Annotated in this window: 18 protein-coding genes and 1 pseudogene; 6 read left to right on the top strand and 13 right to left on the bottom strand. The window is 62.8% G+C overall.

The features are described from left to right. The gene (locus tag NKH21_RS02220; protein WP_352663797.1) at positions 1-1,182 is read right to left on the bottom strand and encodes an acetate/propionate family kinase; all 1,182 of its coding nucleotides are present in this window, start codon (positions 1,180-1,182) and stop codon (positions 1-3) included. Next, positions 1,182-3,593: a phosphoketolase family protein gene (locus NKH21_RS02225; RefSeq protein WP_352663795.1), complete on the bottom strand. Its 2,412-nt coding sequence runs from the start codon at positions 3,591-3,593 to the stop codon at positions 1,182-1,184. The genes NKH21_RS02220 and NKH21_RS02225 overlap by 1 nt, the downstream gene beginning before the upstream one ends. Before the next feature lie 295 nt (positions 3,594-3,888). On the opposite strand from NKH21_RS02225, the gene NKH21_RS02230 reads away from it, so the two are divergent. Both NKH21_RS02230 and NKH21_RS02235 read left to right on the top strand, forming a co-directional pair. Beyond that, the gene (locus tag NKH21_RS02230) at positions 3,889-5,889 is read left to right on the top strand and encodes a protein-L-isoaspartate(D-aspartate) O-methyltransferase (protein ID WP_352663793.1); all 2,001 of its coding nucleotides are present in this window, start codon (positions 3,889-3,891) and stop codon (positions 5,887-5,889) included. Positions 5,890-5,936: 47 nt separating this feature from the next. Next, on the top strand, positions 5,937-6,182 hold the full coding sequence (locus NKH21_RS02235) for a hypothetical protein (protein ID WP_023720508.1): 246 nt from the start codon (positions 5,937-5,939) through the stop codon (positions 6,180-6,182). Between the two features lie 115 nt (positions 6,183-6,297). Here the strand turns inward: NKH21_RS02235 and NKH21_RS02240 are convergent, their stop codons facing one another. The 4 genes from NKH21_RS02240 to NKH21_RS02255 all read right to left on the bottom strand — a co-directional run bounded on the left by NKH21_RS02240 (position 6,298) and on the right by NKH21_RS02255 (position 11,716). Beyond that, positions 6,298-6,789, bottom strand: coding sequence for a DUF1772 domain-containing protein (locus NKH21_RS02240; protein WP_352663789.1), 492 nt, complete (start codon positions 6,787-6,789; stop codon positions 6,298-6,300). Between the two features lie 97 nt (positions 6,790-6,886). Beyond that, positions 6,887-8,425 (bottom strand): SpoVR family protein, encoded by a 1,539-nt coding sequence (locus tag NKH21_RS02245; RefSeq protein WP_352663787.1) that lies wholly within the window; start codon positions 8,423-8,425, stop codon positions 6,887-6,889. Continuing rightward, entirely contained in the window at positions 8,425-9,747 is a 1,323-nt protein-coding gene (locus NKH21_RS02250) for a YeaH/YhbH family protein (RefSeq protein ID WP_352663785.1), read from the bottom strand. The genes NKH21_RS02245 and NKH21_RS02250 overlap by 1 nt, the downstream gene beginning before the upstream one ends. Before the next feature lie 19 nt (positions 9,748-9,766). Next, complete coding sequence (locus NKH21_RS02255) at positions 9,767-11,716, bottom strand: PrkA family serine protein kinase (RefSeq protein ID WP_352449545.1); 1,950 nt, start codon at positions 11,714-11,716, stop codon at positions 9,767-9,769. 270 nt (positions 11,717-11,986) lie between these two features. Between NKH21_RS02255 and NKH21_RS02260 the strand changes: the two genes are divergently transcribed. After that, the gene (locus tag NKH21_RS02260) at positions 11,987-12,148 is read left to right on the top strand and encodes a hypothetical protein (RefSeq protein WP_352492153.1); all 162 of its coding nucleotides are present in this window, start codon (positions 11,987-11,989) and stop codon (positions 12,146-12,148) included. Between the two features lie 16 nt (positions 12,149-12,164). Here the strand turns inward: NKH21_RS02260 and ocd are convergent, their stop codons facing one another. After that, positions 12,165-13,232, bottom strand: coding sequence for an ornithine cyclodeaminase (ocd, locus tag NKH21_RS02265; protein ID WP_352862922.1), 1,068 nt, complete (start codon positions 13,230-13,232; stop codon positions 12,165-12,167). Positions 13,233-13,235: 3 nt separating this feature from the next. Then, complete coding sequence (gene rocF / locus NKH21_RS02270; protein ID WP_352862923.1) at positions 13,236-14,156, bottom strand: arginase; 921 nt, start codon at positions 14,154-14,156, stop codon at positions 13,236-13,238. Positions 14,157-14,284: 128 nt separating this feature from the next. Here rocF and NKH21_RS02275 point away from each other — a divergent pair, with 128 nt between their 5' ends. Further along, a complete protein-coding gene (locus NKH21_RS02275) occupies positions 14,285-14,722 on the top strand; it encodes an Lrp/AsnC family transcriptional regulator (RefSeq protein WP_292655471.1) in 438 nt (145 codons plus the stop codon). Positions 14,723-14,869: 147 nt separating this feature from the next. Here NKH21_RS02275 and NKH21_RS02280 read toward each other — a convergent pair whose 3' ends face one another. The 5 genes and pseudogenes from NKH21_RS02280 to cyoA form a co-directional block, all read right to left on the bottom strand. Continuing rightward, positions 14,870-16,063: a DUF3182 family protein gene (locus tag NKH21_RS02280; protein ID WP_352862924.1), complete on the bottom strand. Its 1,194-nt coding sequence runs from the start codon at positions 16,061-16,063 to the stop codon at positions 14,870-14,872. Between the two features lie 273 nt (positions 16,064-16,336). Beyond that, positions 16,337-16,765, bottom strand: coding sequence for a cytochrome o ubiquinol oxidase subunit IV (cyoD, locus tag NKH21_RS02285; protein WP_352862925.1), 429 nt, complete (start codon positions 16,763-16,765; stop codon positions 16,337-16,339). After that, positions 16,762-17,415 (bottom strand): cytochrome o ubiquinol oxidase subunit III, encoded by a 654-nt coding sequence (gene cyoC / locus NKH21_RS02290; protein ID WP_352663775.1) that lies wholly within the window; start codon positions 17,413-17,415, stop codon positions 16,762-16,764. Before cyoC ends, cyoD begins: the two co-directional genes overlap by 4 nt. Next, complete coding sequence (gene cyoB, locus NKH21_RS02295) at positions 17,412-19,418, bottom strand: cytochrome o ubiquinol oxidase subunit I (RefSeq protein WP_352863089.1); 2,007 nt, start codon at positions 19,416-19,418, stop codon at positions 17,412-17,414. The genes cyoC and cyoB overlap by 4 nt, the downstream gene beginning before the upstream one ends. Before the next feature lie 90 nt (positions 19,419-19,508). Beyond that, positions 19,509-20,345 (bottom strand): annotated as a pseudogene (gene cyoA, locus NKH21_RS02300) (ubiquinol oxidase subunit II); the annotation flags it as partial. Positions 20,346-20,958: 613 nt separating this feature from the next. Here cyoA and NKH21_RS02305 point away from each other — a divergent pair. Together NKH21_RS02305 and NKH21_RS02310 are read left to right on the top strand one after the other, a co-directional pair. After that, positions 20,959-22,095, top strand: coding sequence for an extracellular solute-binding protein (locus NKH21_RS02305; RefSeq protein ID WP_352862926.1), 1,137 nt, complete (start codon positions 20,959-20,961; stop codon positions 22,093-22,095). Then, positions 22,095-22,946 carry an IclR family transcriptional regulator gene (locus NKH21_RS02310; protein WP_352862927.1) on the top strand — a complete coding sequence of 284 codons (852 nt, stop codon included), beginning with the start codon at positions 22,095-22,097 and terminating at the stop codon, positions 22,944-22,946. Before NKH21_RS02305 ends, NKH21_RS02310 begins: the two co-directional genes overlap by 1 nt. The last annotated feature ends 13 nt before the right edge of the window (positions 22,947-22,959 follow it).

Raw genomic sequence — 22,959 nt, forward strand, 5'->3', positions numbered from 1 at the left:
TCAGCCGAGCCCCTCCATCACCTTGCGGGTGTGGCGGGCGATGACACCTTCTTCGTCGGTTGCGATGACGCGGGCTTCGACCTTGCTGTCCGCTTGGCTTATGAGCGCTTCATGGGATTTGTTGGCGGCCTCGTCTATCGCCACGCCGAGCCAGCCAAGTCTGTCGCAAATCGCTTTGCGGGCCGGGGCAGAGTGCTCGCCGATGCCCCCACTGAACACTAGGCATTCCAGCCCGCCCAGCGTGTTGGCGAGGGCGGCAACTTCCCTGGCGGCGCGGAAGGCGAAAAGCTCCACCGCTTCGCGAGCCCGGCGGTCGTTGCTGGCTTCCAGCGTGCGCATGTCGCCGGAAATGCCGGACACGCCGAGCAAGCCGGATTCCTCGTACAGCATGTCTTGCAGCGCTTCTCCCGAAACGCCTCTTTCCAGCAGCAGGTATAAAAGCACGCCCGGATCGATGGCGCCGCAGCGTGTGCCCATGACCAGGCCGTCAAGCGCCGAAAAGCCCATCGTCGTATCGACGCTTCGCCCGTCGCGCATGGCGCACAGGCTCGCCCCGTTGCCGAGATGGGCGACGATGGTTCTTTTCGCCGCCAGTTCGGGCGATATCTGCTTGAGCCAGCCGGCGACATATTCGTAGGAAAGCCCGTGAAAGCCGTAGCGGTGGATGCCGTCCGCCTCGTAGCGGCGCGGCAGCGCGAAACGGCTGACCAGAGGCTCGATGGCCCGATGGAAGGCCGTGTCGAAACATCCGACCTGCGGCAGGTCGGGCCGCAACGCGGCAAGCGCCCGGATTGGTGCGAGGCTGCGTGGCTGGTGCAGTGGCGCAAGCGGGGTCAGCCCGTCGAGAGCCTCGATAACTGTCGGCGTCAGGCGGACAGGTTCGACGAACTCGCGTCCGCCATGGACGATGCGATGGCCAGCGGCAATCAATTTCCGTCCGCCAAGTTCGTTCTCGATCCATTGCAGCATCTGGCCGATGCCCATGTCGCGTGATGCGGCTGCGGCAAGCGGCCGATCGCACTGCAGCTCCCCATCGGCAGCTTTTGCGGTCAGCCTTGGCGCGTCGCCCAGATCCAGCGAACCGCGCGAGGCAAGATCCAGCTCGGCGGATGCCGCAAGGTCGTAAAGTCTGAACTTGATGCTCGACGAGCCGGCATTCAACGCAAGGATCGATCGTCGCATCAATCGTCGGCCCTCGTCGCGCTGTCCTGTGGCCAGGACCATTTCTGGATCTCGGGCATGTCCTCGCCTTGTTCGCGGACATAGGCCTTGTGCTCAGCCAATTTCGCATGCAGCGCCGCGGCAAGCTCCTTCGCCCGCTCGGCCAGCCCCGGCACGCGCGCGATCGCGGCGAGCGCCAGATGATAGCGGTCGAGCTGGTTGAGCACCACCATGTCGAACGGCGTCGTCGTCGTGCCTTCCTCGCGAAAGCCATGCACATGCATGTTGTCGTGATTGGCGCGCCGGTAGGTCAGACGGTGAATGAGATAGGGGTAGCCGTGATAGGCGAAGATGACCGGCTTGGCCCTGGTGAACAGTGCGTCGAATCTGTCGTCGGCAAAGCCATGCGGATGCTCGGAATTCGACTGCAAAATCATCAGGTCGACGACATTGACGACGCGGATCTTCAGGTCCGGAACGCCCGAGCGCAGGAGGTCGGCTGCGGCAAGGGTCTCCAGTGTCGGCACGTCGCCGGCGCAGGCCAGGACCACATCCGGGTCTTCGCCCTTGGCCACCGTCCCGGCCCATTCCCAGATGCCGGCGCCGGCCTTGCAGTGCGCTTCCGCGTCTTCGACGGACAGCCATTGCGGCGCCGGCTGCTTGCCGGCGACGATGACGTTGATGCGGTTGTAGGTTTTCAGGCAATGGTCGGTGATCCACAGCAGCGTGTTGGCATCCGGCGGGAAGTAGAGCCTTACCGTGTCGGCCTTCTTGTTGGCGACGAAATCGGCAAAGCCCGGGTCCTGATGACTGAAGCCGTTGTGATCCTGCCGCCAGACATGCGAGGTCAGCAGGTAGTTCAGCGAGGCGATCGGCTTGCGCCAGGCAAGTTCGCCGGAGGTCTTCAGCCATTTGGCGTGCTGGTTGACCATGGAATCCACGATGTGGACGAACGCCTCGTAGCACGAGAACAGGCCGTGGCGGCCGGTAAGCAGATAGCCCTCCAGCCAGCCTTGGCAAAGGTGCTCGCTGAGCACTTCCATGACGCGGCCGTCGCGGGAAAGATGGACGTCGTAAGGCTCGATCCGCTCCATCCAGACGCGGTCCGTAACCTCGAACACGTCGTCGAGGCGGTTGGAGGATGTCTCGTCCGGCCCCATCAGCCGGAAATTCCTGGCCTTGGCGTTCAAGCGTATCACGTCGCGAAGGTAGCTTCCGACGGTCCGCGTCGCCTCTCCGACGGTACCGCCCGGACGCGGTACGTCGAGCGCCAGGCCTTTCCAATCGGGAAGCACGAGGTCTTGTTTCAGCAACCCGCCATTGGCGAAGGGGATTGCGCCCATGCGTCTTGGCCCTGTCGGCGCAAGTGCTGCGAGCTCCGGCAGGAGATGCCCGCCTTTGTCGAACAGTTTTTCCGGCTCGTAGCTGCGCATCCAGTCTTCGAGGATCTGGCGGTGCGCCGCGTCGCCACGCGCGTTCGACACCGGTACCTGGTGCGAGCGCCAGAAATCCTCGACCTTCTTGCCGTCGACCTCTTTCGGCCCGGTCCAGCCCTTGGGGCTGCGCAGCACGATCATCGGCCACAGCGGCCGCTCTCCCTTCCAGCCCGCGGCTCGTGCAGGCTCCTGGATGGAGTGGATCCGGTCGAGCACGGTATCGAGCGTGCGCGCCATCTCGCGATGCATCGCGGCAGGATCATGACCTTCCACGAAGAAGGTTTCGTAGCCATAGCCGAGGAACAGGCTGCGCAATGCCTCGTCTTCCATGCGGCCGAGGATCGTCGGGCCGGCGATCTTGTAGCCGTTGAGATGCAGGATCGGCAGGACGGCACCGTCGGATGCCGGGTTCAGGAACTTGTTGGAATGCCAGGCCGCGGCGAGCGGGCCTGTCTCAGCTTCGCCATCGCCGACGACGCAGGCAACGACAAGGTTCGGATTGTCGAAGGCGGCGCCGAACGCATGGACCAGAGCATAGCCGAGTTCTCCGCCTTCGTGGATCGAGCCGGGCGTCTCCGGAGCCGCGTGGCTCGGCACTCCGCCGGGAAACGAGAACTGCCGGAACAGCTTTCGCAGGCCGTCTTCGCCCCTGCCGACCTCGGGATAGATCTCGCTGTAGGTGCCCTCGAGCCAGGTGTTCGCGACCATTGCCGGGCCGCCATGACCCGGCCCGCAGATGAACAGAACATCGAGACCACGTTCACGGATGATCCGGTTCAGATGCACATAGATGAAATTGAGGCCGGGCGTTGTGCCCCAATGGCCGAGCAGCCGCGGCTTGATGTGCTCGGGCCGTAAGGGCTCGCGCAAGAGCGGATTGTCGAGCAGATAGATTTGGCCAACCGAAATGTAGTTCGCGGCGCGCCAGTAGCGGTCCAACAGATCGACCTGGTCAAGGCCGGTTGTTTGCGCAGCGGTGCGAGCCTCGTCGTTCATGGACATGCCTCCGGAATACCCTCGTCCGTCGTTATCTGGAGTGGCGTCGCGCCGGAGAAAGGATTTGCCTCGAAATAAGTTTGGGCGGTGCAGCCAGCGCCCGCTTGCCGATCCTGCAACCCGCCTCGCCGGACAGAAAGCGGGTCTCTCTTTTGGGGAACCTCAGGGCTCGCCAACGGTTAGGAAGATGCACCGTATGCATGAAATCCAAGTGGACTGCCGAGGCCCGGCATAACGACCGGCCAAAGTGCCGCTGAGCAGCTTGGGTGGCGGAAGCCCTAGGAGGAGCAGAAAGATGCTCGATCTCTCCCATGCCCGCAACCAAATGGTCGATATCCACCTGAGCCGCCGTGGCATTCGCGACCGCAATGTCCTTCAGGCGATGCGCGAGGTCCCGCGCGAGGCTTTCGTCGAGCCTGGTTTCGAAGAATTCGCCTATGAGGACGGGCCGCTGCCGATCGCCGAAGGTCAGACGATATCCCAGCCCTATATCGTTGCGTTCATGATCGAAATGGCGGAGGTCGGAGCCGGTGACCACGTCCTCGAGGTCGGCACCGGATCAGGCTATGCGGCTGCCGTAATGAGCCGTATCGTCGAACGCGTCTACACAATCGAGCGCCACGCCGCGTTGGCTGAAACGGCGAGGCAGCGGTTCAAAAAGCTCGGCTATGACAATATCGAAGTCCGCATCGGCGACGGCACCAAGGGCTGGCCAGAGGCGGCACCCTTCGATGCGATCCTGGTTGCGGCCGCCGGACCCGGCGCACCGCTCGCTCTGCAGGAACAGCTCGACGTCGCCGGCCGGCTTGTCATCCCGGTCGGCGACGAATTCGACTCGCAGCGCCTGCTCAAGGTCACACGGACCGGCGCAGCAACTTACACCGAGGAGGATTTCGGCGGCGTGCGGTTTGTTCCGCTGATCGGCGAGCAAGGCTGGGGCGAGCCAGGCAGCGACAGCCAGATAGCGGCCGAGCTTCCGCACCGGCATCAGCGCAGGAGCAGCCTGCCGCAGATGATCGCGGCCGCCGCCGAACCGCTTCCGGATTTCGACGATCCGGCCTTCGGTGCGCTGTTCGACCGGTTTGCCGACCGCCGCGTCGTTTTGCTCGGCGAAGCCAGCCACGGCACGTCGGAGTTCTATCGTGCGCGCGTCGCGATCACTCGCAGGCTGATCGAGAAGCATGGCTTCACCATCGTCGCGGTCGAGGCCGACTGGCCCGATGCCGCGACGATCGACCGCTACGTCCGCCATCGGTCGCCGCGGCCGGGCGCCGCGCCGCCGTTCCAGCGCTTTCCCACCTGGATGTGGCGCAACACCGACGTCGCGGCGTTCGTCGACTGGATGCGACAGCATAATGGGCGGATCAGCATATCCTCCCGGCGGGTCGGGTTCTATGGCCTCGACATCTACAATATGGGCGGATCGATCGCGGCTGTCCTGCAATATCTCGACCGCGTCGATCCGCGGGCGGCAAGGATCGCACGCGAACGCTACGGCTGCCTGACCCCGTGGCAGAACGACCCGGCCACCTATGGCCGTGTCGCACTCACCTCCGGCTACCGGCAATGCGAGAAGGCCGTGCTCGAGCAATGCCGGGAACTGCTTTCCAGAGAGCTCGACTATGCCCAGCAGGACGGCATCGATTTCCTCGACGCCACCCAGAACGCCCGCCTGGTCGCCTCCGCCGAGCGCTACTACCGCACCATGTATTACGGCGGCGCGCAGTCCTGGAACTTGCGCGACACCCACATGTTCGAAACGCTGGAGCACCTGCTTCAGGCCCGCGGCCCGGACGCCAAGGCGGTGGTCTGGGCTCATAATTCCCATATCGGCGATGCCCGCTATACCGAGATGGGGATCGTCAGGGACGAATTGAACATCGGCCAGCTCTGTCGCCAGCGTTTTGGCGACGAGGTTGCCTTGATTGGGCTCAGTACTCATTCCGGGACGGTGGCAGCCGCCACCGACTGGGACGGCGACATGGAAGTGAAACCGGTGCGGCCTTCCCACAACGACAGCTATGAGCGGCTTTGCCACGACAGCGGCGTCTCGCCTTTCCTGCTCGATTTCGAGCGCGACGACACGCTGCGCGAACGGCTTCTGGAGCGCCGGCTGGAACGCTTTATCGGCGTCATCTACCGGCCCGAAACCGAGCTCCACAGCCATTATGCGGACGCCTCGCTCGCCCGCCAGTTCGATGCTTTCGTCTGGTTCGATGAAACCAGTGCCGTGACGCCGCTTGGGCCGGAACATGTGGGGACAGGCCTTCCCGAGACCTATCCTTTCGGGCTGTAGCGAATTGGACCCTGGGAAAGCGGAAAATAGAAAGAAGGAGGTCACCGATGGCCGGAAAAAAGACCCATGAGCAGCAATTGCGCATCATCGAAGAGCGCGAGAACACGAAAAACGCCGGCAAGGATTTCGACGCCGAAGCGGATTTGAAAAAGACCAGGCAAGAGCGCGAGGCGTTCCGGCGCGGTGCCGAGCTCAGATCGGACCCGAAGGATATTGCCGATCCCGACGATCGCAACATCATCCGCGGCGAGCACCAGGAAAGCGCTCACAACAAGCATCGCGCCGACCGCTGAGCGGCCGGATCGCTTGACGTTAAGACAATACGGCGCCGGGTTCGTTCTCTGATCTGACGGATGCAGCGTCCGCGGCCGCAAATTGGCGGACGAGGGCGCCGTCTTGATCCCGGGGCTATTCGGCAAAAAATGTCGCGGCGACAGCAATTGAGACGAGGCTCAGCATCGCCAGGCCTGCCCTGGCGACATGCGAAGCCTCCCAGACGTTGCGCAAATCTCTCCAGTCGCCGGCCTGCTTTCGAGAGAACATTGAAAAAAACGTCCCGGCTGATTTCGGCATGGCAACGTCTTGCACCCAGAAATTATTGACGGGATGCGTGACCAACCAATAGGTCGCATGCTCCGCGAGCAAGAAGACAAGCGCCGCCAAGGTCCACCAGAATCGGGCGCTTGGATAGGGCGTCAGGTAAAGCAGGACGGCGAGTGCAATGATGCCGCCGATCTCGGCGAACCCGCCGATCGTGAAGCCGGGATAGTAGATCGCCTGCACTGATCTGTAGGCGGCCGCGTTGAGGCGCAACTTGCCGGGCAATTCCAAAGCGTGCGCGAGCGAGAGCGCCATCGAGACGGCGACCAGAAGAAGGGCGGCGATCATCAATGCGCGCATGTTCCTGCTCCGACCATGCCAAGGTGCGCCCGTAGATAGGGTCGTTGGTGATCCGGCAAAGGCGATGACACCCGACGTCGGCGGCAAGCCGGTAGGGTCATTCCCCGATCTGGCTGGTAGACCGTTCGTGGAGCGTGGCGCCGGTCTGCGCGTCGACCGCGACCATGCTGACCTCGTAACCCCAGAGCTTGCGGATGTGGCGCAGCGTGGCGTCGCGGCTGCCGCCTTCCAGCACGATGCCGTCCTTGACCTTGTGCTGCAGGCGCAGATGCCGGTCGCCGAGCAGGTCCACATCCACCACCTGGATGTCGGGCCGGCTGGCGCCGATGTCGTAGCTGTGGGCGAGTGCGCCGCGGATGCTCTCGTAGCCGCGCTCATTGTGTATCGAGGCGACTTCGTAATGGGGGTCGTTGGCAGCATCGGCAAGCACAAAGAATCGCCATTTCCGTATCAGGGTAGGGCTCAGATATTGGCGGATGAAGGACTCGTCGCGATGGTTGGCCCAGGCGTCCAGCAAGGTCTGGCGCCAGTCGCCGTTGCCGGCGATGTCGGGGAACCAGTCGCGGTCCTCGGCCGTCGGCGCGGTCGAGATGCGCTGGATGTCCTGCATCATGTCGAGGCCCAGCGCGTAAGGGTTGATACCGGAAAAGCGCGGATCGTCGAACCCCGGCTGGAAGATCACATTTGAATGGTTGCGCAGGATCTCCAGCATGGCACCTTCGCCGATCAGGCCGCGGTCGAACAAAAGGTTCATCAGCGTGTAATGCACGAAGGTGGCGCAGCCCTCGTTCATCACCTGCGTTTGCCGCTGGGGATAGAAATACTGCGCGATGACGCGGACGATCCGGATGACCTCACGCTGCCATGGTTCCAGGATCAGGCTGTTCTTCTCCAGGAAATAGAGCAGGTTCTCCTCGGGCAGCTTGAGCGATTTCTTGCGCTCTGTCATGGTATCCGTCTCGCGGACCTTGGTGCCGTCCTTGGAAGGCGGCAGCGTGCGCCACAGATCGTTGTAGGAACGCTCCTCGTACTCCAGGCGCTCGCGAAGGCCCTCGCGCTGCTTTTCCGACGACAGCTTCGGCGGTCGGTGATATCTGAACACGCCCTGTTCCATCAGCGCATGTGCGGCATCGAGGATCTCTTCCACCGCATCGACGCCGTGCCGCTCTTCGCAGCGGGCAATATAGCCCTTGGCGAAGTCGAGATAGCTGAGGATGGCGCCGGCGTCCGTCCACTGCCGGAACAGATAATTGTTCTTGAAGAAATGGTTGTGGCCAAGTGCCGCGTGCGCCGTCACCAGAGCCTGCAGGGCCATGGTATTTTCTTCCATCAGATAGACGATGCAGGGATTGGAATTGATGACGAGTTCATAGGCCAGCCCCCGTCCGCCTTTGCGATAGAGCAGTTCCTGGTAGAGGTAGTGCTTGCCGAAGGACCAGTGCCGGTACATCAGCGGCATGCCGACCGAGGAATAGGCGTCGAGCATCTGTTCGGACGAGATGATCTCCATCTGCACCGGATAGATGTCGAGGTGGAGCTCTTCGGTGGCGATCGCCTCGATGGTCTCGTAGGCGCGCGACAGCGTCCTGAAATCCCAGTCGGAACCGGAAAATAGCAGCCCGGATCTGCTCGCCATCAGCCCCCTCTTTCGCCGCGCTTTTGATAACCCGGCTGTCTGGCGAAGAGCTGGCGGAAAACCGGGTAGATGTCGGCCGCCGTGGCGATGCGGCTCATCTGGAAATTTGACCATCTCAGCTTGACCGCACTGTAGGCACGCCATAGCGACGTGCCGTTGTCGGTAGCGCCGAAGATGTGGCTCTCGCGCTCGTCGAGGATCTCGACATAGGCGAAATACTGGCAGAGCCGCATGATCTGTTCGTCGAGCAGGGCGATGCAGCGCTCGGAATCGGTGACGAAATTGTCGCCGTCCGAAGCTTGGGCGACATAGATGTTCCATTCGCGGCTGGGATAGCGTTGCTCGACGATGCGGTGCATCTCCTCAAGCGCCGTGGAAACCACCGTGCCGCCGCTCTGGGTGTTGTAGAAGAAGGTTTCCTCGTCGACCTCCTGCGCCTCGTGCGTGTGGCGGATGAAGACCACCTCGGTCCGGTCATAGCGCCGTTTCAGGAACAGGTGCAGCAGCACGAAAAAGCGCTTGGCCAGATCCTTCTCGCGTTCGCCCATCGAACCGGACACGTCCATCAGGCAGAACATCACCGCATTGGCGTTCGGCACCGGCTGGGCGTCGAAGCGGTTGAAGCGGATATCGACCGGATCGACAAAGGCGATCCGCTTGCGGCGGCGCTCCAGCCGCTCAAGCTCTTCCTGCAGCGCCACGATGCGCTGGCGCAGCTCGGCGTTTTGCGGCTTCGCCTCCAGCGACGCGACCTCCTGCTCGATTGCGTCGAGTTCCTCCTGCTTGGGGCGCCTGAGCGCTATGCGGCGGCCATGGCTGTTGCGCATCGTGCGCCCGACATTGATGTTGGTCGGCGAGCCGGTCGCAGCAAAGCCGGCCCGGCGCGGCTTGAAGGCGAGGATCTCCTTGAGGTTGAGCTTGACCATGTCAGGCAGTTCGAGGTCTTCGAAAAAGAGATCGAGCACCTCTTCGCGCGACAGCACGAAACGGAAATCGTCCTCCGATTCGGTTCTCCCCGGGGCGGACCCCATGCCGCCGCCCTGGCCGGGCTTGGGCAGCCGGTCGCCTGGGGTGAAATGCTTGTTGCCGGGCAGGACGTGCTGGCGGCTGCCGCTGTTCCTGGCATCGTTGAAGCTCGGCTCGCCGGTACCCCGCGCCGGCATCGAAACGGCATGCTCGGCGTCCACGTCGGCGATCTTGCCGGCGCGGATCTGATCGCGGATGGTGCGCTTCAACTCTTCGCGCGCCCGCCGCAGGAAACGCTGCCGATTGCCGAGGCTTTTGTCCTTCGGGTTCAGTCGGCGATCGATGAAGATCGGCATATGTTACCCCGGGCTGGCTTCAACCCGCCTTGTTCACCCGCATGTACCAGTCCACCAGCCGGCGGACCTGGCGCTCGGTGTAGCCGCGCTGGATCATCCGCTGCACGAATTCGGTATGCCGCTTCTCCGTCACGCTGTCCTGCTTGGAGCCGAAGCTGATCACCGGCAGCAGGTCCTCGACCTGCCCGAACATCCGCTTCTCGATGACTTCGCGCAGCTTCTCGTAGCTTGTCCATGACGGGTTGCGGCCATGGTTTCTGGCCCGCGCGCGCAGCGTGAACTTCACCACTTCGTTGCGGAAGTCCTTGGGATTGGCGATGCCGGCCGGCTTTTCGACCTGCGACAGTTCGTTGTCCAAGACCTCGCGATTGAGGATCTGGCCGGTATCGGTATCCTTGTAGTCCTGATCCTCGATCCAGGCATCGGCGTAGGCGATATAGCGGTCGAACAGGTTCTGGCCGTATTCGCTGTAGGATTCCAGATAGGCCTTCTGGATCTCGTGGCCGATGAACTCGGCATAACGGGTGGCCAGCTCCGACTTGATGAAATCGAGATAGTCCGCCTCGGTCTCCTTCGGGAACTGCTCGCGCTTGATCGCCTCTTCAAGGATGTACATCAGATGCACCGGATCGGCCGCCACCTCTTCGGTGTCGTAATTGAAGGTCTGCGACAGGATCTTGAAGGCGAAGCGGGTGCTGACGCCGGTCATGCCTTCGTCGACGCCGGCGGCGTTTCGGTATTCCTGGACCGACTTCGCCTTGGGATCGGTTTCCTTGAGGTTCTCGCCGTCATAGACGCGCATCTTGGTGTAGAGCGGCGAATTGTCGTGTTCGGCCAGGCGGGTCGAGACGGTGAACCGGCTGAGGATATCGAGCACTTCCGGAGCGCAGGGGCTGTTAGCCAATTCGCTCTCGCGCAACAGCTTCTCGTAGATCTGCCGCTCTTCGGTGACGCGCAGGCAATACGGCACCTTGACCACCAGGATGCGGTCGAGGAACGCCTCGTTGTTCTTGTTGTTCTTGAACTGCAGCCATTCCGACTCGTTGGAATGGGCAACGATGATGCCCTGATAGGGGAAAGCGCCGAAATTCTCGGTGCCGTTGTAGCTGCCTTCCTGGGTCGCGGTCAGCAGCGGATGCAGCACCTTGATCGGCGCCTTGAACATCTCGACGAATTCGAGCAGCCCTTGCGTCGTCCGGTTCAGCCCGCCGCTATAGGAGTAGGCGTCCGGATCGGACTGGCTGAAGTTTTCCAGCTGCCTGATGTCGACCTTGCCGACCAGGGCCGACACGTCCTGGTTGTTCTCGTCGCCCGGCTCGGTCTTGGCGATGCCGATCTGGCGCAGCCGGGACGGCATCAGCTTGACGACGCTGAATTTGGAGATGTCGCCGGACAATTCGTCGAGGCGCTTTGCCGCCCAGGGCGAGATCAGGCCGTTCAGCCGCCGCCGGGCGATGCCGTATTTGTCCTCCAAAAGGTCGCCCATGCGGTCTGGATCGAACAGCCCGAGCGGCGATTCGAAGACCGGGCTGACCTGGCCGCCGACCTTCAGCGTATAGATCGGACGCTGCTCCATCAGCCTTTTCAGCTGCTCCGCAAGCGAGGACTTGCCGCCGCCGACCGGGCCGAGGAGATAGAGGATCTGCTTGCGTTCCTCGAGCCCTTGCGAGGCATAGCGGAAATAACCGGCGATACGCTCGATCGTATCCTCCATGCCGTAAAAGTCGGCGAAGGTTGGATAGATCTTGATCGTCCGGTTCGAAAAAATACGGCCGAGCCGCTCGTCCTTGCTGGTATCGACAAAGGTCGGTTCGCCGATCGCCTCGACCATCCGTTCGGGTGCCGAGGCGTACATCGACTTGTCCTCGCGGCAGGCAAGCAGATATTGCTGGAGGCTTATCTCCTCCTGAGCCGCATTCTTGTAAACCTCGGAAAACAGATCGAAGACGTCGGATTGATTCTCACGCATGGTATTCCTAGCCCCGGAGCCGGTGTGGCTGCACGTTTGTCTCTTGAACAACCAAATGTCAGAAAGCGCTTGTGGTTCCCTTCACTTCGCAGAGAGTGCATGTGATCGAAGGATAAGAGTCTAGATAAGGACATCCTGAGTGCAGACAAGGCGTGCAACGTCCTGACCGAGGCATAAAATCCTGAATTGCACCACGCCCCGCTGACGATTCCCAACAAGACGGAGGAACGGTTCGGGTCCTTCCCGGTTGTGAGGGAAAGGAGACGGTCGATGTCTGGGAATAGTTTGTGGTTGCTCGTCGTTGCAGGCGGTCCACTGCTGCTGGCAATTCTGATCGCCTACGCCCTGCTCACGCAGCGCCGTCGCGGCCCGGCGGAGCGCAGGGAAAGCGAGCGCGCAACCGAGCGCCTGTATCGGGAAAAGAAGGACTGACCGACAGGATCGCAGCTCAGCTGCCGGCAACCGCCAGCCCGGTCGCTTTTTCGGCCCGCAGCAGCATGCCGAACAGGTCGCGCGGCTCATCGGGATCGGCCAGAAGGTCTAGTTCCTCGTAAAGACCGGTCCGCTGAAGCTGATCGCGGACGTAGCGCAACGCGGAAAAATCCTCGATCGCAAAGCCGACGGAATCAAATAATGTGATCTGTAGGGCATCCGTCCGGCCTGCTGCCTTTCCTGTCATCACCTGCCACAATTCGGTAACCGGATGATCCGCATCGAGCTGCTGGCTCTCGCCTTCGATGCGCGTCTGCGGCGGATATTCAACGAAAATGTCCGAGCGCAGCAGAATGTCGCGATGCAGCTCGGTCTTGCCCGGGCAGTCGCCGCCCACGGCGTTGATGTGCACGCCGGATCCGACCATGTTGTCGGTTAGGATTGTTGCCGACCGCTTGTCAGCGGTGACCGTGGTGATGATCTCTGCACCTTCAACGGCTTCCTGCGCCGACGCGCAGAGCTTGATGTCGAAACCCATGCCGGCAAGGTTCTTCATGCATTTCGCCGAGGCCGCCGGGTCGATATCGTAGAGCCGCAGCCTGTCGACGCCAAGCAGCGCCTTGAAGGCAATCGCCTGGAATTCCGATTGCGCGCCATTGCCGATGATCGCCATGCACCTGGCGGCCTCGGGAGCGAGGTATTTCGCCGCGACGGCCGAGCTTGCGGCGGTTCTGAGCGCGGTCAGGATGGTCATTTCCGAAAGCAGCATCGGATAGCCGTTGCCGACATCGGCAAGCACGCCGAAAGCGGTCACGGTCTGGCGGCCGTCACGCGTGTTCTTCGGATGCCCGTTGACGTATTTGAACCCGTAAAGCTGCCCGTCGCTGGTCGGCATCAGCTCGATGACGCCGTCAACGCTGTGCGAGGCGACCCGCGGCGTCTTGTTGAACAGCTCCCAGCGCCTGAAATCCTCTTCGATATAGGCGGCAAGCTCGAGCAGGAAGCGCTCGATGCCGATGGCAAGCACCAGCTTCATCATGCGGTCGACGCTGACGAACGGGACGATGTTCAAATTGACGGTCATGGCTCAGAACCCCCTCGTCGGGCGATCCATGATCCGCCGGCCCATCAGGCTTGCGGTCAGGTCGACCAAAAGCGTGGCGGTGCGGCCGCGCTCGTCGAGAAAAGGATTGAGCTCGACCAGGTCGAGACTGGTGACGAGGCCGCTGTCATGCAGCATTTCCATCGCCAGATGTGCCTCGCGGAAGGTGGCGCCGCCTGGAACGGTGGTGCCGACCGCCGGGGCGATCGACGGGTCGAGAAAATCGACGTCGAGGCTGACGTGCAGCATCCCGTTGGCGGCGCTCACCCGTTCGAGAAAGGCGCGAAGCAGTTGCGCAATGCCGTGCTCGTCGATCGAACGCATGTCATGGACCGTCACGCCGGCTCTGCGCAACGCTTCCCGTTCCGCCAGGTCCACGCTGCGGATCCCCAGCGCGCATATGCGAGCCGGATCCACCTGCGCTGCAAGGCGGGGGAAATAGCCCTCGAAGCCGGGCTGCCCGCTGGCGTAGGCCAGCGGCACACCATGCAAATTGCCGCTGGTGGTCGTGTCGAGCGTATGAAAATCGGGGTGGGCGTCGAGCCACAGCACGAAGAGCGGCCGGCCGGCATTCGCCGCCCGGCGGGCAATGCCGGCGAGCGTGCCGGCCGAAATGCTGTGGTCGCCGCCGAGAAAGATCGGCATCGCGTCGGCGCTCGCGGCATAGGCCGTTTCGCTGATTGCCGCTGTCCAGGCGGCAATTTCCGGCAGCGCCTTAACCGCCGCGTTGCCATGTGCGACAGGACGCATGTCGGCAGGGACGATGGTTCCGAGGTCGGTCAACGTATGGCCGAGTTCGGTCAGCGCGCTGGCCAGGCCGGCGGTGCGCAGCGCACTGGGCCCCATCTCGCAGCCCATCCTGCCCGAGCCGGCCTGGATCGGCGCTCCAACGATCGTGCAATGCATGCTCATACCCCACCAATTACGATGCCTTTATTGAAGCCGGCATCGCTGGCAGAATGAACATGTCAAATTGGCAAATTTGTCGAAGTGCCTTACCATAGTGGCATCATCTACTTCCGTAGTGAGCAATCATGGACCAGCTCGACGAGCAGATCATCACCTCTTTGCGGCACGACGCCCGGCGCAGCATTTCCGATCTTGCCATCAGCCTGGGTGTCTCTCGGGCAACGGTAAGGTCGCGGATCGAGCGGCTTGAACGAGACGGCGTCATCGTCGGCTACACCGTCATTCTGCGCGCCGACGCGGTCGATCAGCGCGTGCGCGGCATCATGATGATCGAGATCGAAGGCCACGCCGCCGATCGCGTCATCCGGGCGCTGGGCGGCTTCTCCGAGGTCTCGACCATCCACACCACCAATGGCCGCTGGGATCTGGTGATAGAACTCGGAACCCAGACCCTGAGCGAGTTCGACGCGGTGCTGAGGCGCATCCGCCTGATCCCCGGAATTACCGGCAGCGAAACAAGCCTGCTCCTGGCGACGCCACGCACCACCAAGGCGCGGCTGTGATCTTCGCCCTTGACCTGTAGCGGCAACGAAATCCGAAGCCGCGGAACCTTCAATTGCCGCCGCGGTTAGAGCAATTCCAGGAAAAGTGTGGAACACCATTGGCGGATGTTCCCGGCCGGCGGCGTGTTTCGGCCCGACCTGACATGGCTAGAATGACGATCGGCCGGCCTCCCCGATCGGCTCTCGGATCGCCTGGGTGACGACGGTATAACGCGTGATTTGACCCTCCTCGGGGTCCTCCCCGTGGAAATGGATTGTTGCGTTCAGCGGCAGCCGGGCAGTGCTGCCGAACTGCTTGACGGCGGAGACATGCACGATCTGCATGTCGGGGTCGCGCTTCATGGCGTCCATTGCTGCCAGCTCGGCGCTGCTGCTGCCACCGATCCGCCAGCTGGCTTCCAGCACACCCGATCGCCAGATGCCCGAGGAATCGACACCTTGGCCGATGTCGTAGTTGCGTCGCGAGGCGAAGAATCCGGGATAACCATCCATCGCTGCGTCATAGGTTCTCGCCTGCGCCACGGCCAAACCCAGCGCCGGAGATAGTCCCAGCCCATCCAGCGCCTCCCATCCGCCGCGCACGACAACCAGATCGGATCCGCCGTAGACGGGCTGTCCGTCGTTGTCGGTCGTCGTCCGCTGGGTGCCGTAATAGCTGACCGACAATTCGTCGATCGTGGTTCTGCCAACGCTCAGCGTAACGATGTCGCGAAGCTGCGTTTCGAGAACAAGGCCGTATTCGCTTAGGTCAGAGGATGGATATTGGTCCAGCAGCCTTTCGACATCGCCGACCGTCGCGGCGGTGTGCTGGTCGCGGCCCCGCGAAGCGCGCGGTGGCTTGAACCGGACCAGCCCGAGCTCCAGCAGACGTTGCGCTGCGCGCAGCGCGTCACGGCGTGAAAATGCAGTGTAGCCGGGCAGTACGGCTGCGGCGACGGCGCTGCCGAAGCCGGCGGGCCATTCTTTTGGCCGTGCCGCCGATCCGTCCACCAGCTCGTGGGTTATGGCCTTGGTGGTTGCGAGGCGCCAGCGCACCACGCCGCCGAAGAGGTCGTCGGGCCCGTTGATGCCCAGTTGGGCCGCATCGGCGGCAAGCAGGCTGTCGTCCGGCACGAAATACAGCCCGCCGCTGTCACCGCCGCCGTCACGAAGGCCCTGGCGGAAGGAAAATCCCTTCAACGCTGCAATCGTGCGCGCGACGGCAACGACGGTTTCCCATTCGTGCGCGTAGATGGTCTCGCCGCCCGGCGCGGAGAATACGACCACAACACCTTTCGCCCCGCTTGGTTGCTTACCGCTTAGCCCGGTCATGTCGCGCCCTTCGTCCATTGCCGAGCCCATTGCCGTTATTCCGCGGCGATGCGTCCGAACCGAAAAACCCGTTTCCGCGGCGAATGTTCCGGGCAATGGCGGGCTATCCGGTTTGACCGAGTTGCGGCGAACGGAACATCGGCGGCTCATGGTTTTTATGCGGGAGCCTCAGACAGGGAGATGGATGTGCTCAAGGAGGCCGCGCCGCGCGCCCTGGGAGAGGCCGAGGTCGTCGGCACATTCGAACGGGCTTGAGACCGAGCTCGCTGTCGCATGAACTGCGGCCAACGGCCGGAATAATCCCTAGCGGTTCATGTTCATGTTAGCGTTCATCGGCATCAAATTGTGGTCGAGATTGGCCATGATCCAGATCGAGCCGCCGATCACCAGAACGACGATCAGCACGCCGAAGGCAAGCGCCAGGGCGTTGTTGGTGTTGTCCGGCCCCGTCGTGATGTGCAGGAAGAAGACGAGATGCACGCCCATCTGGGCGATCGCCAGCACGACCAGCGCCACCGGAATGCCGGGTGCCCATATCAGGTTCGTTCCGGGCAACCAGAATGAGGCGATGGTCAGCAGCGTTGCCAGCCCGAGGCCGATCACATAGCCGCGTAGCCCGGATCCGACCTCGGCGTCGCCGAGGTATTCGTCACCCGGCGCGGTATCGATGTCGTAGCGCTCCAGGCCATCGGTGTCGCGCCGTTGCGCGTGGCGATCATCCGCATTGCTCATCGACTTGCTCCCAGGAGATAGACCACTGTGAACAGGGCGACCCAGATGATGTCGAGGGCGTGCCAGAACAGGCTGAAGCACATGAAACGCCGAAGAATATCGTCGCGGAATCCCTTGGCGAAGATCTGCGCCATCATCGTGAGCAGCCACAGCAGCCCCGCCGTGACGTGAAGGCCATGGCATCCAACCAGCGTGAAGAACGCCGACAGGAAAGCGCTGCGCGTCGGTCCGGCACCGCCGGCAACCATATGCGCGAACTCGCGCAGCTCGAGCAGGATGAAGGTGGCGCCGAGCACGAAGGTGACAGCCATCGCGACATAGAACCAGGAGCTTCGCCGTGCTGTCACGGCGAGGCTGGCGAGACCGCAGGTAAAGCTCGACAAAAGCAAAGCGGACGTCTCGATCGCGACGTTGCGCAGGTCGAACAGCTCGGCTCCGCTTGGTCCGCCCGCCGTCTTGCCCGCCAGCACGGCATAGGCCGCGAAGAAGGCGGAGAACATCACGATGTCGCTCAGCAGGAAGATCCAGAAGCCGTAGCCGACGACGATCCGGATCGGTGCCGGGCCGCCGTCGCCATGGCCGGGTGCATGGCCGTGCCCGCGATGGCCGAGGCGGTAGGGATCACGCTCTCGAACGTCGATCGCGGTCATGGCCTTGGCCCCGTGTAGGTGGCCAGCGCCTCGCGGCGGGCACTTCGATTGGCGCGGTCGATCCGGGCGACTTCGGCGGCGGGAATGACGTATTCGGGGATGTCGCGCCACGCGAATACGACGAAGGTGGCGAAAGCGCCGAGCGCGCCGAGCGCCACCATCCACCAGATGTGCCAGATGAGGGCGAAGCCCATCACGGTCGCAAAGAAGGCGCAGATGAACCCGGTGGGACTGTTGCGCGGCATCTCGATCGGCTCGTATTCAGGCTCGTCGCGCAGCCGGTTTTGCTCGCGTGCCCGCTGCTTGATGCTCCAGTAGGGCTCTTCGCCCTCGACATGCGGAAGCGCGGCGAAGTTGAAGACCGGCGGCGGCGAGGGCGTGGCCCATTCCAGCGAGCGACCGTCCCAGGGATCTCCGGTGGCGTCGCGAAGTGCCGCGCGCTGCCGGATGCTGACGACGAGCTGTACGATCTGCGCGACCACGCCGGCGGTGGTGATTAACATGCCGGCGCCGGCAACCAGCACCCAGGGATGCCAGGCCGGAACGTCGAAATGCTGCATGCGGCGGGTCATGCCGAGCAGGCCGACGGCGTAGAGCGGCACGAAGGTGGCGTAGAAGCCGGTCAGCGTCAGCCAGAAGGCCAGCTTGCCCCAGCCCTCGTGCAGCCGGAAGCCGAATGCCTTGGGAAACCAGTAGGTATATCCCGCGAAGGCCCCGAACAGCACACCGCCGATGATGACGTTGTGGAAATGCGCCACCAGGAACAGGCTGTTGTGGAGCAGGAAATCGGCCGGCGGCACGGCCAGCAACACGCCCGTCATGCCGCCGATGACAAACGTCACCATGAAGCCCAGCGACCACAGCATCGGCGTCGCGAAGCGGATGCGGCCGCCATACATGGTGAACATCCAGTTGTATATCTTCACGCCGGTACCGACAGCGATGATGCTGGTGGCGATGCCGAACGCGGCGTTGACGTCGGCGCCGGCGCCCATGGTGAAGAAGTGGTGCAGCCATACCATGAAAGAGACGATGCAGATGAAGAGCGTCGCGGCCACCATCGAGCGGTAGCCGAACAGCGGCTTGCTGGAGAAGGTGGAGATGACCTCCGAGAAGATGCCGAACGCCGGCAGGACGAGGATGTAGACCTCGGGATGGCCCCAGGCCCAGATCAGGTTCACGAACATGAGCATGTTGCCGCCGGCTTCGTTGGTGAAGAAATGAAAGCCGAAATAGCGGTCGAGCGTCAGCATCGCGAGCGTGGCGGTGAGGATCGGGAATGCGGCGACGATGAGCAGGCTGGCGGCGAGTGAGGTCCAGCAGAACATCGACATCCTGAGGTAATTCATGCCGGGCGCCCGCATCTTCAGGATCGTGGTGACGAAATTGATGCCGGTGAGCAGCGTTCCGACGCCCGCTATCTGCACGGCCCACAGATAATAATCGACGCCGACGCCCGGCGAGTAGGCGGTCTCGCTGAGCGGCGGATAGGGCAGCCATCCGGTACGCGCGAATTCGCCGATCACCAGCGAGATGTTGACCAGCAGCGCACCGGTGGCGGTGAGCCAGAAACTCACCGAATTGAGCGTTGGAAAGGCAACGTCGCGGACGCCGAGCTGCAGCGGCACGACCAGGTTCATCAGGCCGATGACGAACGGCATCGCCCCGAAAAAGATCATGATGGTGCCGTGGGCGGAAAAGACCTGGTTGAAGTGGTCGGGCGGAAGATAGCCGGGTGCCTGGAAGGCGAGGGCCTGCTGCGACCGCATCATGACGGCGTCGCTGAAGCCGCGCAGCAGCATCAGCAGCGCCAGCAGCGTGTACATCACGCCAATCCGCTTGTGATCGACGCTGGTGATCCATTCGCGCCACAGATAGGGGAAATGGCCGGCCAGGAAGACCCAGGCCAGCACGCCGAGGATTGCCAGGGCGACGACCGCCGAGGCGATCATCGGCAGAGGCTGATCGAACGGAATGACGTCCCAGCTCAATTTTCCGAGCATTGTCAGCCCTCCTGTCGTGGGCGATACGCCCGGCTCGGGGCGACTGGCCTGGGGACCGGGCGCGGGCGGAACGCCCTGCGTCGCGATTTCATGGAAAAGGTCCGGCTCGACCGAGCGATAGGTCGAAGGCGGCACGTCCAGGCTCTGTCTGGCCAGTTCCTGGTAGCTGGCCTTGTCGAGTGCCTGCCCCTGGTTTCGCGCGGAATTGACGAATGCATCGAAGGCGTCCGCCGCGACGGCATGCAGCACGAATTGCATGCCTGGAAAACCGTCGCCGCTGAAATGGGCCGACCGCCCATAGAATTCGCCCGGCTGATCCGCCTGCAGGTGAAGCTGTGTCGTCATGCCGTTCATCGTGTAGATCATGCCGCCGAGCTGAGGCACGAAGAACGCGTTCATGACGCTTGCCGAGGTGAGCAAGAAATGCACCGGCCTGCCCGCCGGCACCACAAGCTGGTTGATGCTCGCGACATTCTGCTCGGGGTAGATGAACAGCCATTTCCAGTCGAGCGAGACAACCTGCACCTCAAGCGGCTTTTGCTGGGAATCCAGCGGCTTCATGGGATCGAGGTCATGCGACCCGATCCAGATAATGCCGCTCAAAAACAGGATGACGAGGATGGGGATCGACCAGACCACCAGTTCGATGCGTCCGGAATAGGCCCATTCCGGCAAATACTGCGCTCTTGTGTTGGTCTCACGGAACCACCAGGCAAAACCGAGCGTCGCCACGATCGTCGGGATGACGATGGCCAGCATGATGGCAACCGAATTGAGCAGGATCGTGCGTTGCGCGGCGCCGACCGGCCCTTGCGGGTCGAGCACGCCGCCCTGGCAGCCGGCAAGCAGCCCGGCAACAAGCATCGTCGCGCCGACGCGGCCAGGACGGATGGCGGCACAGTTTCGAACGATCGCCCTCAGCAACATGAGATCTCGCCGTTTTCTGAAAACCGATTGGAACGTTGCAGGCAGCGTGGCTGCCAACCCCGAATGTGCGCGTCGGTGTGCTCCTGGCGACAGTTTCTTCACGCACGGGGTTCCGGCTGGCAGAACCGCATGCGGCGGATGTCATCGTTAAGCGGTCGACCTGTCGAGAACCCCTCCAAATCCTAAAAACCAGCGGCAAATCCCGAGCAACCAGAGCCAAATCCTAAGAAACCAGAAACAGTACCCAGATCGAAGTTATCGCCAGAAACGTGGCGAATGCCAAGGCGGTAAACCGGTTCATGGCCGCGCCCATAGTTGGTCCATTTGGCCTGCTCCCTGCGACGTGGCTGCTGATTTCAGTGATGCTGCTCCAGATGACCGGCGCCAACCGAACGAATGTTCCTCGCGAAAGTTCCCAAAAAACCGGATCCATCGCAGCCTTTGGTTGTAGGGCCGGGCGGCAACGCGATGCGCACCAGGGACGGTTGGGCGGCTTCCTGCCAAACGGAAGTGGGGTCGGGCTTTGCGTATGTAAAAACTACTTGTCTAGGTGAAAATAGTTGCTACTAATCGGCTGGGCCGGCGCATGGCCGGCTCTGGGAGGAATTTCGGCATGACAAGGCTGCGCGGCCTCGCGTGGGATCACCGACGCTGCTGGGGTCCGCTCGACGCCAGCATCGGGCCGTATTGTGCCGCAAATCCCGGTCTTGAGATCGAATGGGACCGCCGCAGCCTCTACGAGTTCGGCGAGGGCGCGCTTGGTCCGGTGCTCGACGCCTATGATCTCGTCGTGTTCGACCATCCGTTCATCGGCGATATTGCCGAAGGCGGGCTGATGGTGCCGTTTGATTTGTCGGCTGAGCAGCGCCGCGGTTTCGAACAGGATTCAGTTGGCGCATCCTGGCAATCCTACGCAAGGGACGGGCGCCAATGGGCGTTGCCGATCGATGCTGCCTGCCAGGTTGCCTCGTATCGCCCCGATCTCCTGGAGCGCTACGGACCGCTGCCGCGCAGCCCTGACGAGGTGCTGGATCTCGGCCGGCGCGCCTTGAAGGACGGCAAATGGCTTGGGCTGCCGTTGGTGCCGACTGACGCCATGTGCCTGCTTTTGACGCTGGGTGAGCCCAGCGAAGACGGCGACGAGTTCATCGTCAGGGAAAAAATCGAACGGGCCGTTGGGCAATTGCGCCAGCTTGCCGCGCTGTCGCACCCGAACTCGCCGAAATGGAACCCGATCCGCTGCTACGATCATATGATCGCGCATGACGACGTGGTCTACGTGCCGTTCGCCTTCGGCTATGTGAACTATGCCTCCAAGGCAGACAGGCCGTTTCTGCGCTTCGCCGACGTGCCGACGTCGCGATCCGCCGGCGCCTTGCTCGGCGGCGCCGGCATCGGCATCAGCGCCCAATCGAAACACAAGCAGGCAGCCATCGATTACGCGCTGTTTCTGTGCTCGCCCGGCTATCAGCGCGGCGACTATGTGAAATCCGGCGGACAGCCGGGATCGCTGGCGGCCTGGCAGGATGCCGAGGTCAACGCTCTCTCAGGCGGCTTCTTCGCCTCGACGCTGGCGACGATCGAAGCCTCCTATCTGCGCCCGACCCATCCGGGCTTCATCAGCTTCTTCCGCCAATGCGCCCCTCATGCCGCGGCGGCCATCGCCGGCGAATTGCCGGCGGCGGAGCTCGCGGACCGGCTGAACCGGCTCTATCGCGAAACCAGGCAGCCGCAACGGAGCGTCGCGTAATGGCCACCGATATTGCCCAGACCATCGACGAAGGCGAAAGCGGCCGCAACGGCTACCGCGTGCCGGCGGTGGAGAAGGCGCTCGACATCCTGGAATTCATGGCTGCCAGCGGCGAGCCGCTGACCCAGACCGAGATCGCCACCGGAATGGGGCGCTCCATTCACGAGATCTACCGCATCCTGCTGCTGCTGGAGAAGCGCGGCTACATTTTCCGGACCCAATCGGACCGCTTCCGCCTGTCGTTGAAGCTGTTCGAACTGGCGCATATGCATCCCCCGGTGAACCGCCTGGTCGAATGTGCGCTGCCGGTGATGCGCGGCCTCGCCGCCAACGCCGACCAGAGCTGCCATCTGGTCGTGCGCGAAGGCGAGAGCGCACTGGTCGTGCTGCAGATCGATTCGCCTTTGCCGATGCGGTATTCGGTTGCCCTTGGCTCGCATTTCCCGATCCTCGAGACGAGCTCCGGCGCGGTGCTGCTGGCGCATTCGAGCCGCGCCGAGCGCGACCGTATCGTCGAGCGGATCGTCGCTGCAGGCGAAGGCCAAGGCAGCCGGGCGGAAATCGAAGCGCGGCTGAACGAAGTCGCAAGGCTCGGCTATGAAATGCGCGCCTCGCTGGCTGTCGAGGGCTGCACCAACATCTCGATGCCGGTGCGCGACCATACCGGTGCGGTCATTGCCGCGCTCACCGTCCCGTTCCTGCCGCAAAAGGCCGCGCGCTTCGATCGCAAGACCGTCTTCGAGCGGACGAAGGCGGCTGCCGAGACAATATCGGCGGCGCTGGGCGCGGGCGAAGCTGCCGCCTCTTCACGTGCCGACCCGGAACGGCGGGACTATCCGTTCAGCAACTGACAAGAAATACAGG

It is taken from the genome of Mesorhizobium sp. M1329, assembly GCF_040318035.1.
Taxonomy (GTDB): domain Bacteria; phylum Pseudomonadota; class Alphaproteobacteria; order Rhizobiales; family Rhizobiaceae; genus Mesorhizobium.

What these genes read in the sequence shown, in the direction of transcription:
- NKH21_RS02230 (WP_352663793.1), top strand. Translation starts at nt 3,889, where the DNA reads ATGCTCGATCTCTCCCATGCCCGCAACCAAATGGTCGATATCCACCTG.
- NKH21_RS02310 (WP_352862927.1), top strand. Translation starts at nt 22,095, where the DNA reads ATGGCCACCGATATTGCCCAGACCATCGACGAAGGCGAAAGCGGCCGC.
- NKH21_RS02225 (WP_352663795.1), bottom strand. Translation starts at nt 3,593, where the DNA reads ATGAACGACGAGGCTCGCACCGCTGCGCAAACAACCGGCCTTGACCAG.
- NKH21_RS02255 (WP_352449545.1), bottom strand. Translation starts at nt 11,716, where the DNA reads ATGCGTGAGAATCAATCCGACGTCTTCGATCTGTTTTCCGAGGTTTAC.
- cyoC (WP_352663775.1), bottom strand. Translation starts at nt 17,415, where the DNA reads ATGACCGCGATCGACGTTCGAGAGCGTGATCCCTACCGCCTCGGCCAT.
- NKH21_RS02240 (WP_352663789.1), bottom strand. Translation starts at nt 6,789, where the DNA reads ATGCGCGCATTGATGATCGCCGCCCTTCTTCTGGTCGCCGTCTCGATG.
- cyoD (WP_352862925.1), bottom strand. Translation starts at nt 16,765, where the DNA reads ATGAGCAATGCGGATGATCGCCACGCGCAACGGCGCGACACCGATGGC.
- NKH21_RS02275 (WP_292655471.1), top strand. Translation starts at nt 14,285, where the DNA reads ATGGACCAGCTCGACGAGCAGATCATCACCTCTTTGCGGCACGACGCC.
- NKH21_RS02220 (WP_352663797.1), bottom strand. Translation starts at nt 1,182, where the DNA reads ATGCGACGATCGATCCTTGCGTTGAATGCCGGCTCGTCGAGCATCAAG.
- ocd (WP_352862922.1), bottom strand. Translation starts at nt 13,232, where the DNA reads ATGACCGTCAATTTGAACATCGTCCCGTTCGTCAGCGTCGACCGCATG.
- NKH21_RS02245 (WP_352663787.1), bottom strand. Translation starts at nt 8,425, where the DNA reads ATGGCGAGCAGATCCGGGCTGCTATTTTCCGGTTCCGACTGGGATTTC.
- NKH21_RS02260 (WP_352492153.1), top strand. Translation starts at nt 11,987, where the DNA reads ATGTCTGGGAATAGTTTGTGGTTGCTCGTCGTTGCAGGCGGTCCACTG.
- NKH21_RS02235 (WP_023720508.1), top strand. Translation starts at nt 5,937, where the DNA reads ATGGCCGGAAAAAAGACCCATGAGCAGCAATTGCGCATCATCGAAGAG.
- NKH21_RS02250 (WP_352663785.1), bottom strand. Translation starts at nt 9,747, where the DNA reads ATGCCGATCTTCATCGATCGCCGACTGAACCCGAAGGACAAAAGCCTC.
- rocF (WP_352862923.1), bottom strand. Translation starts at nt 14,156, where the DNA reads ATGCATTGCACGATCGTTGGAGCGCCGATCCAGGCCGGCTCGGGCAGG.
- NKH21_RS02280 (WP_352862924.1), bottom strand. Translation starts at nt 16,063, where the DNA reads ATGGGCTCGGCAATGGACGAAGGGCGCGACATGACCGGGCTAAGCGGT.
- NKH21_RS02305 (WP_352862926.1), top strand. Translation starts at nt 20,959, where the DNA reads ATGACAAGGCTGCGCGGCCTCGCGTGGGATCACCGACGCTGCTGGGGT.
- cyoB (WP_352863089.1), bottom strand. Translation starts at nt 19,418, where the DNA reads ATGCTCGGAAAATTGAGCTGGGACGTCATTCCGTTCGATCAGCCTCTG.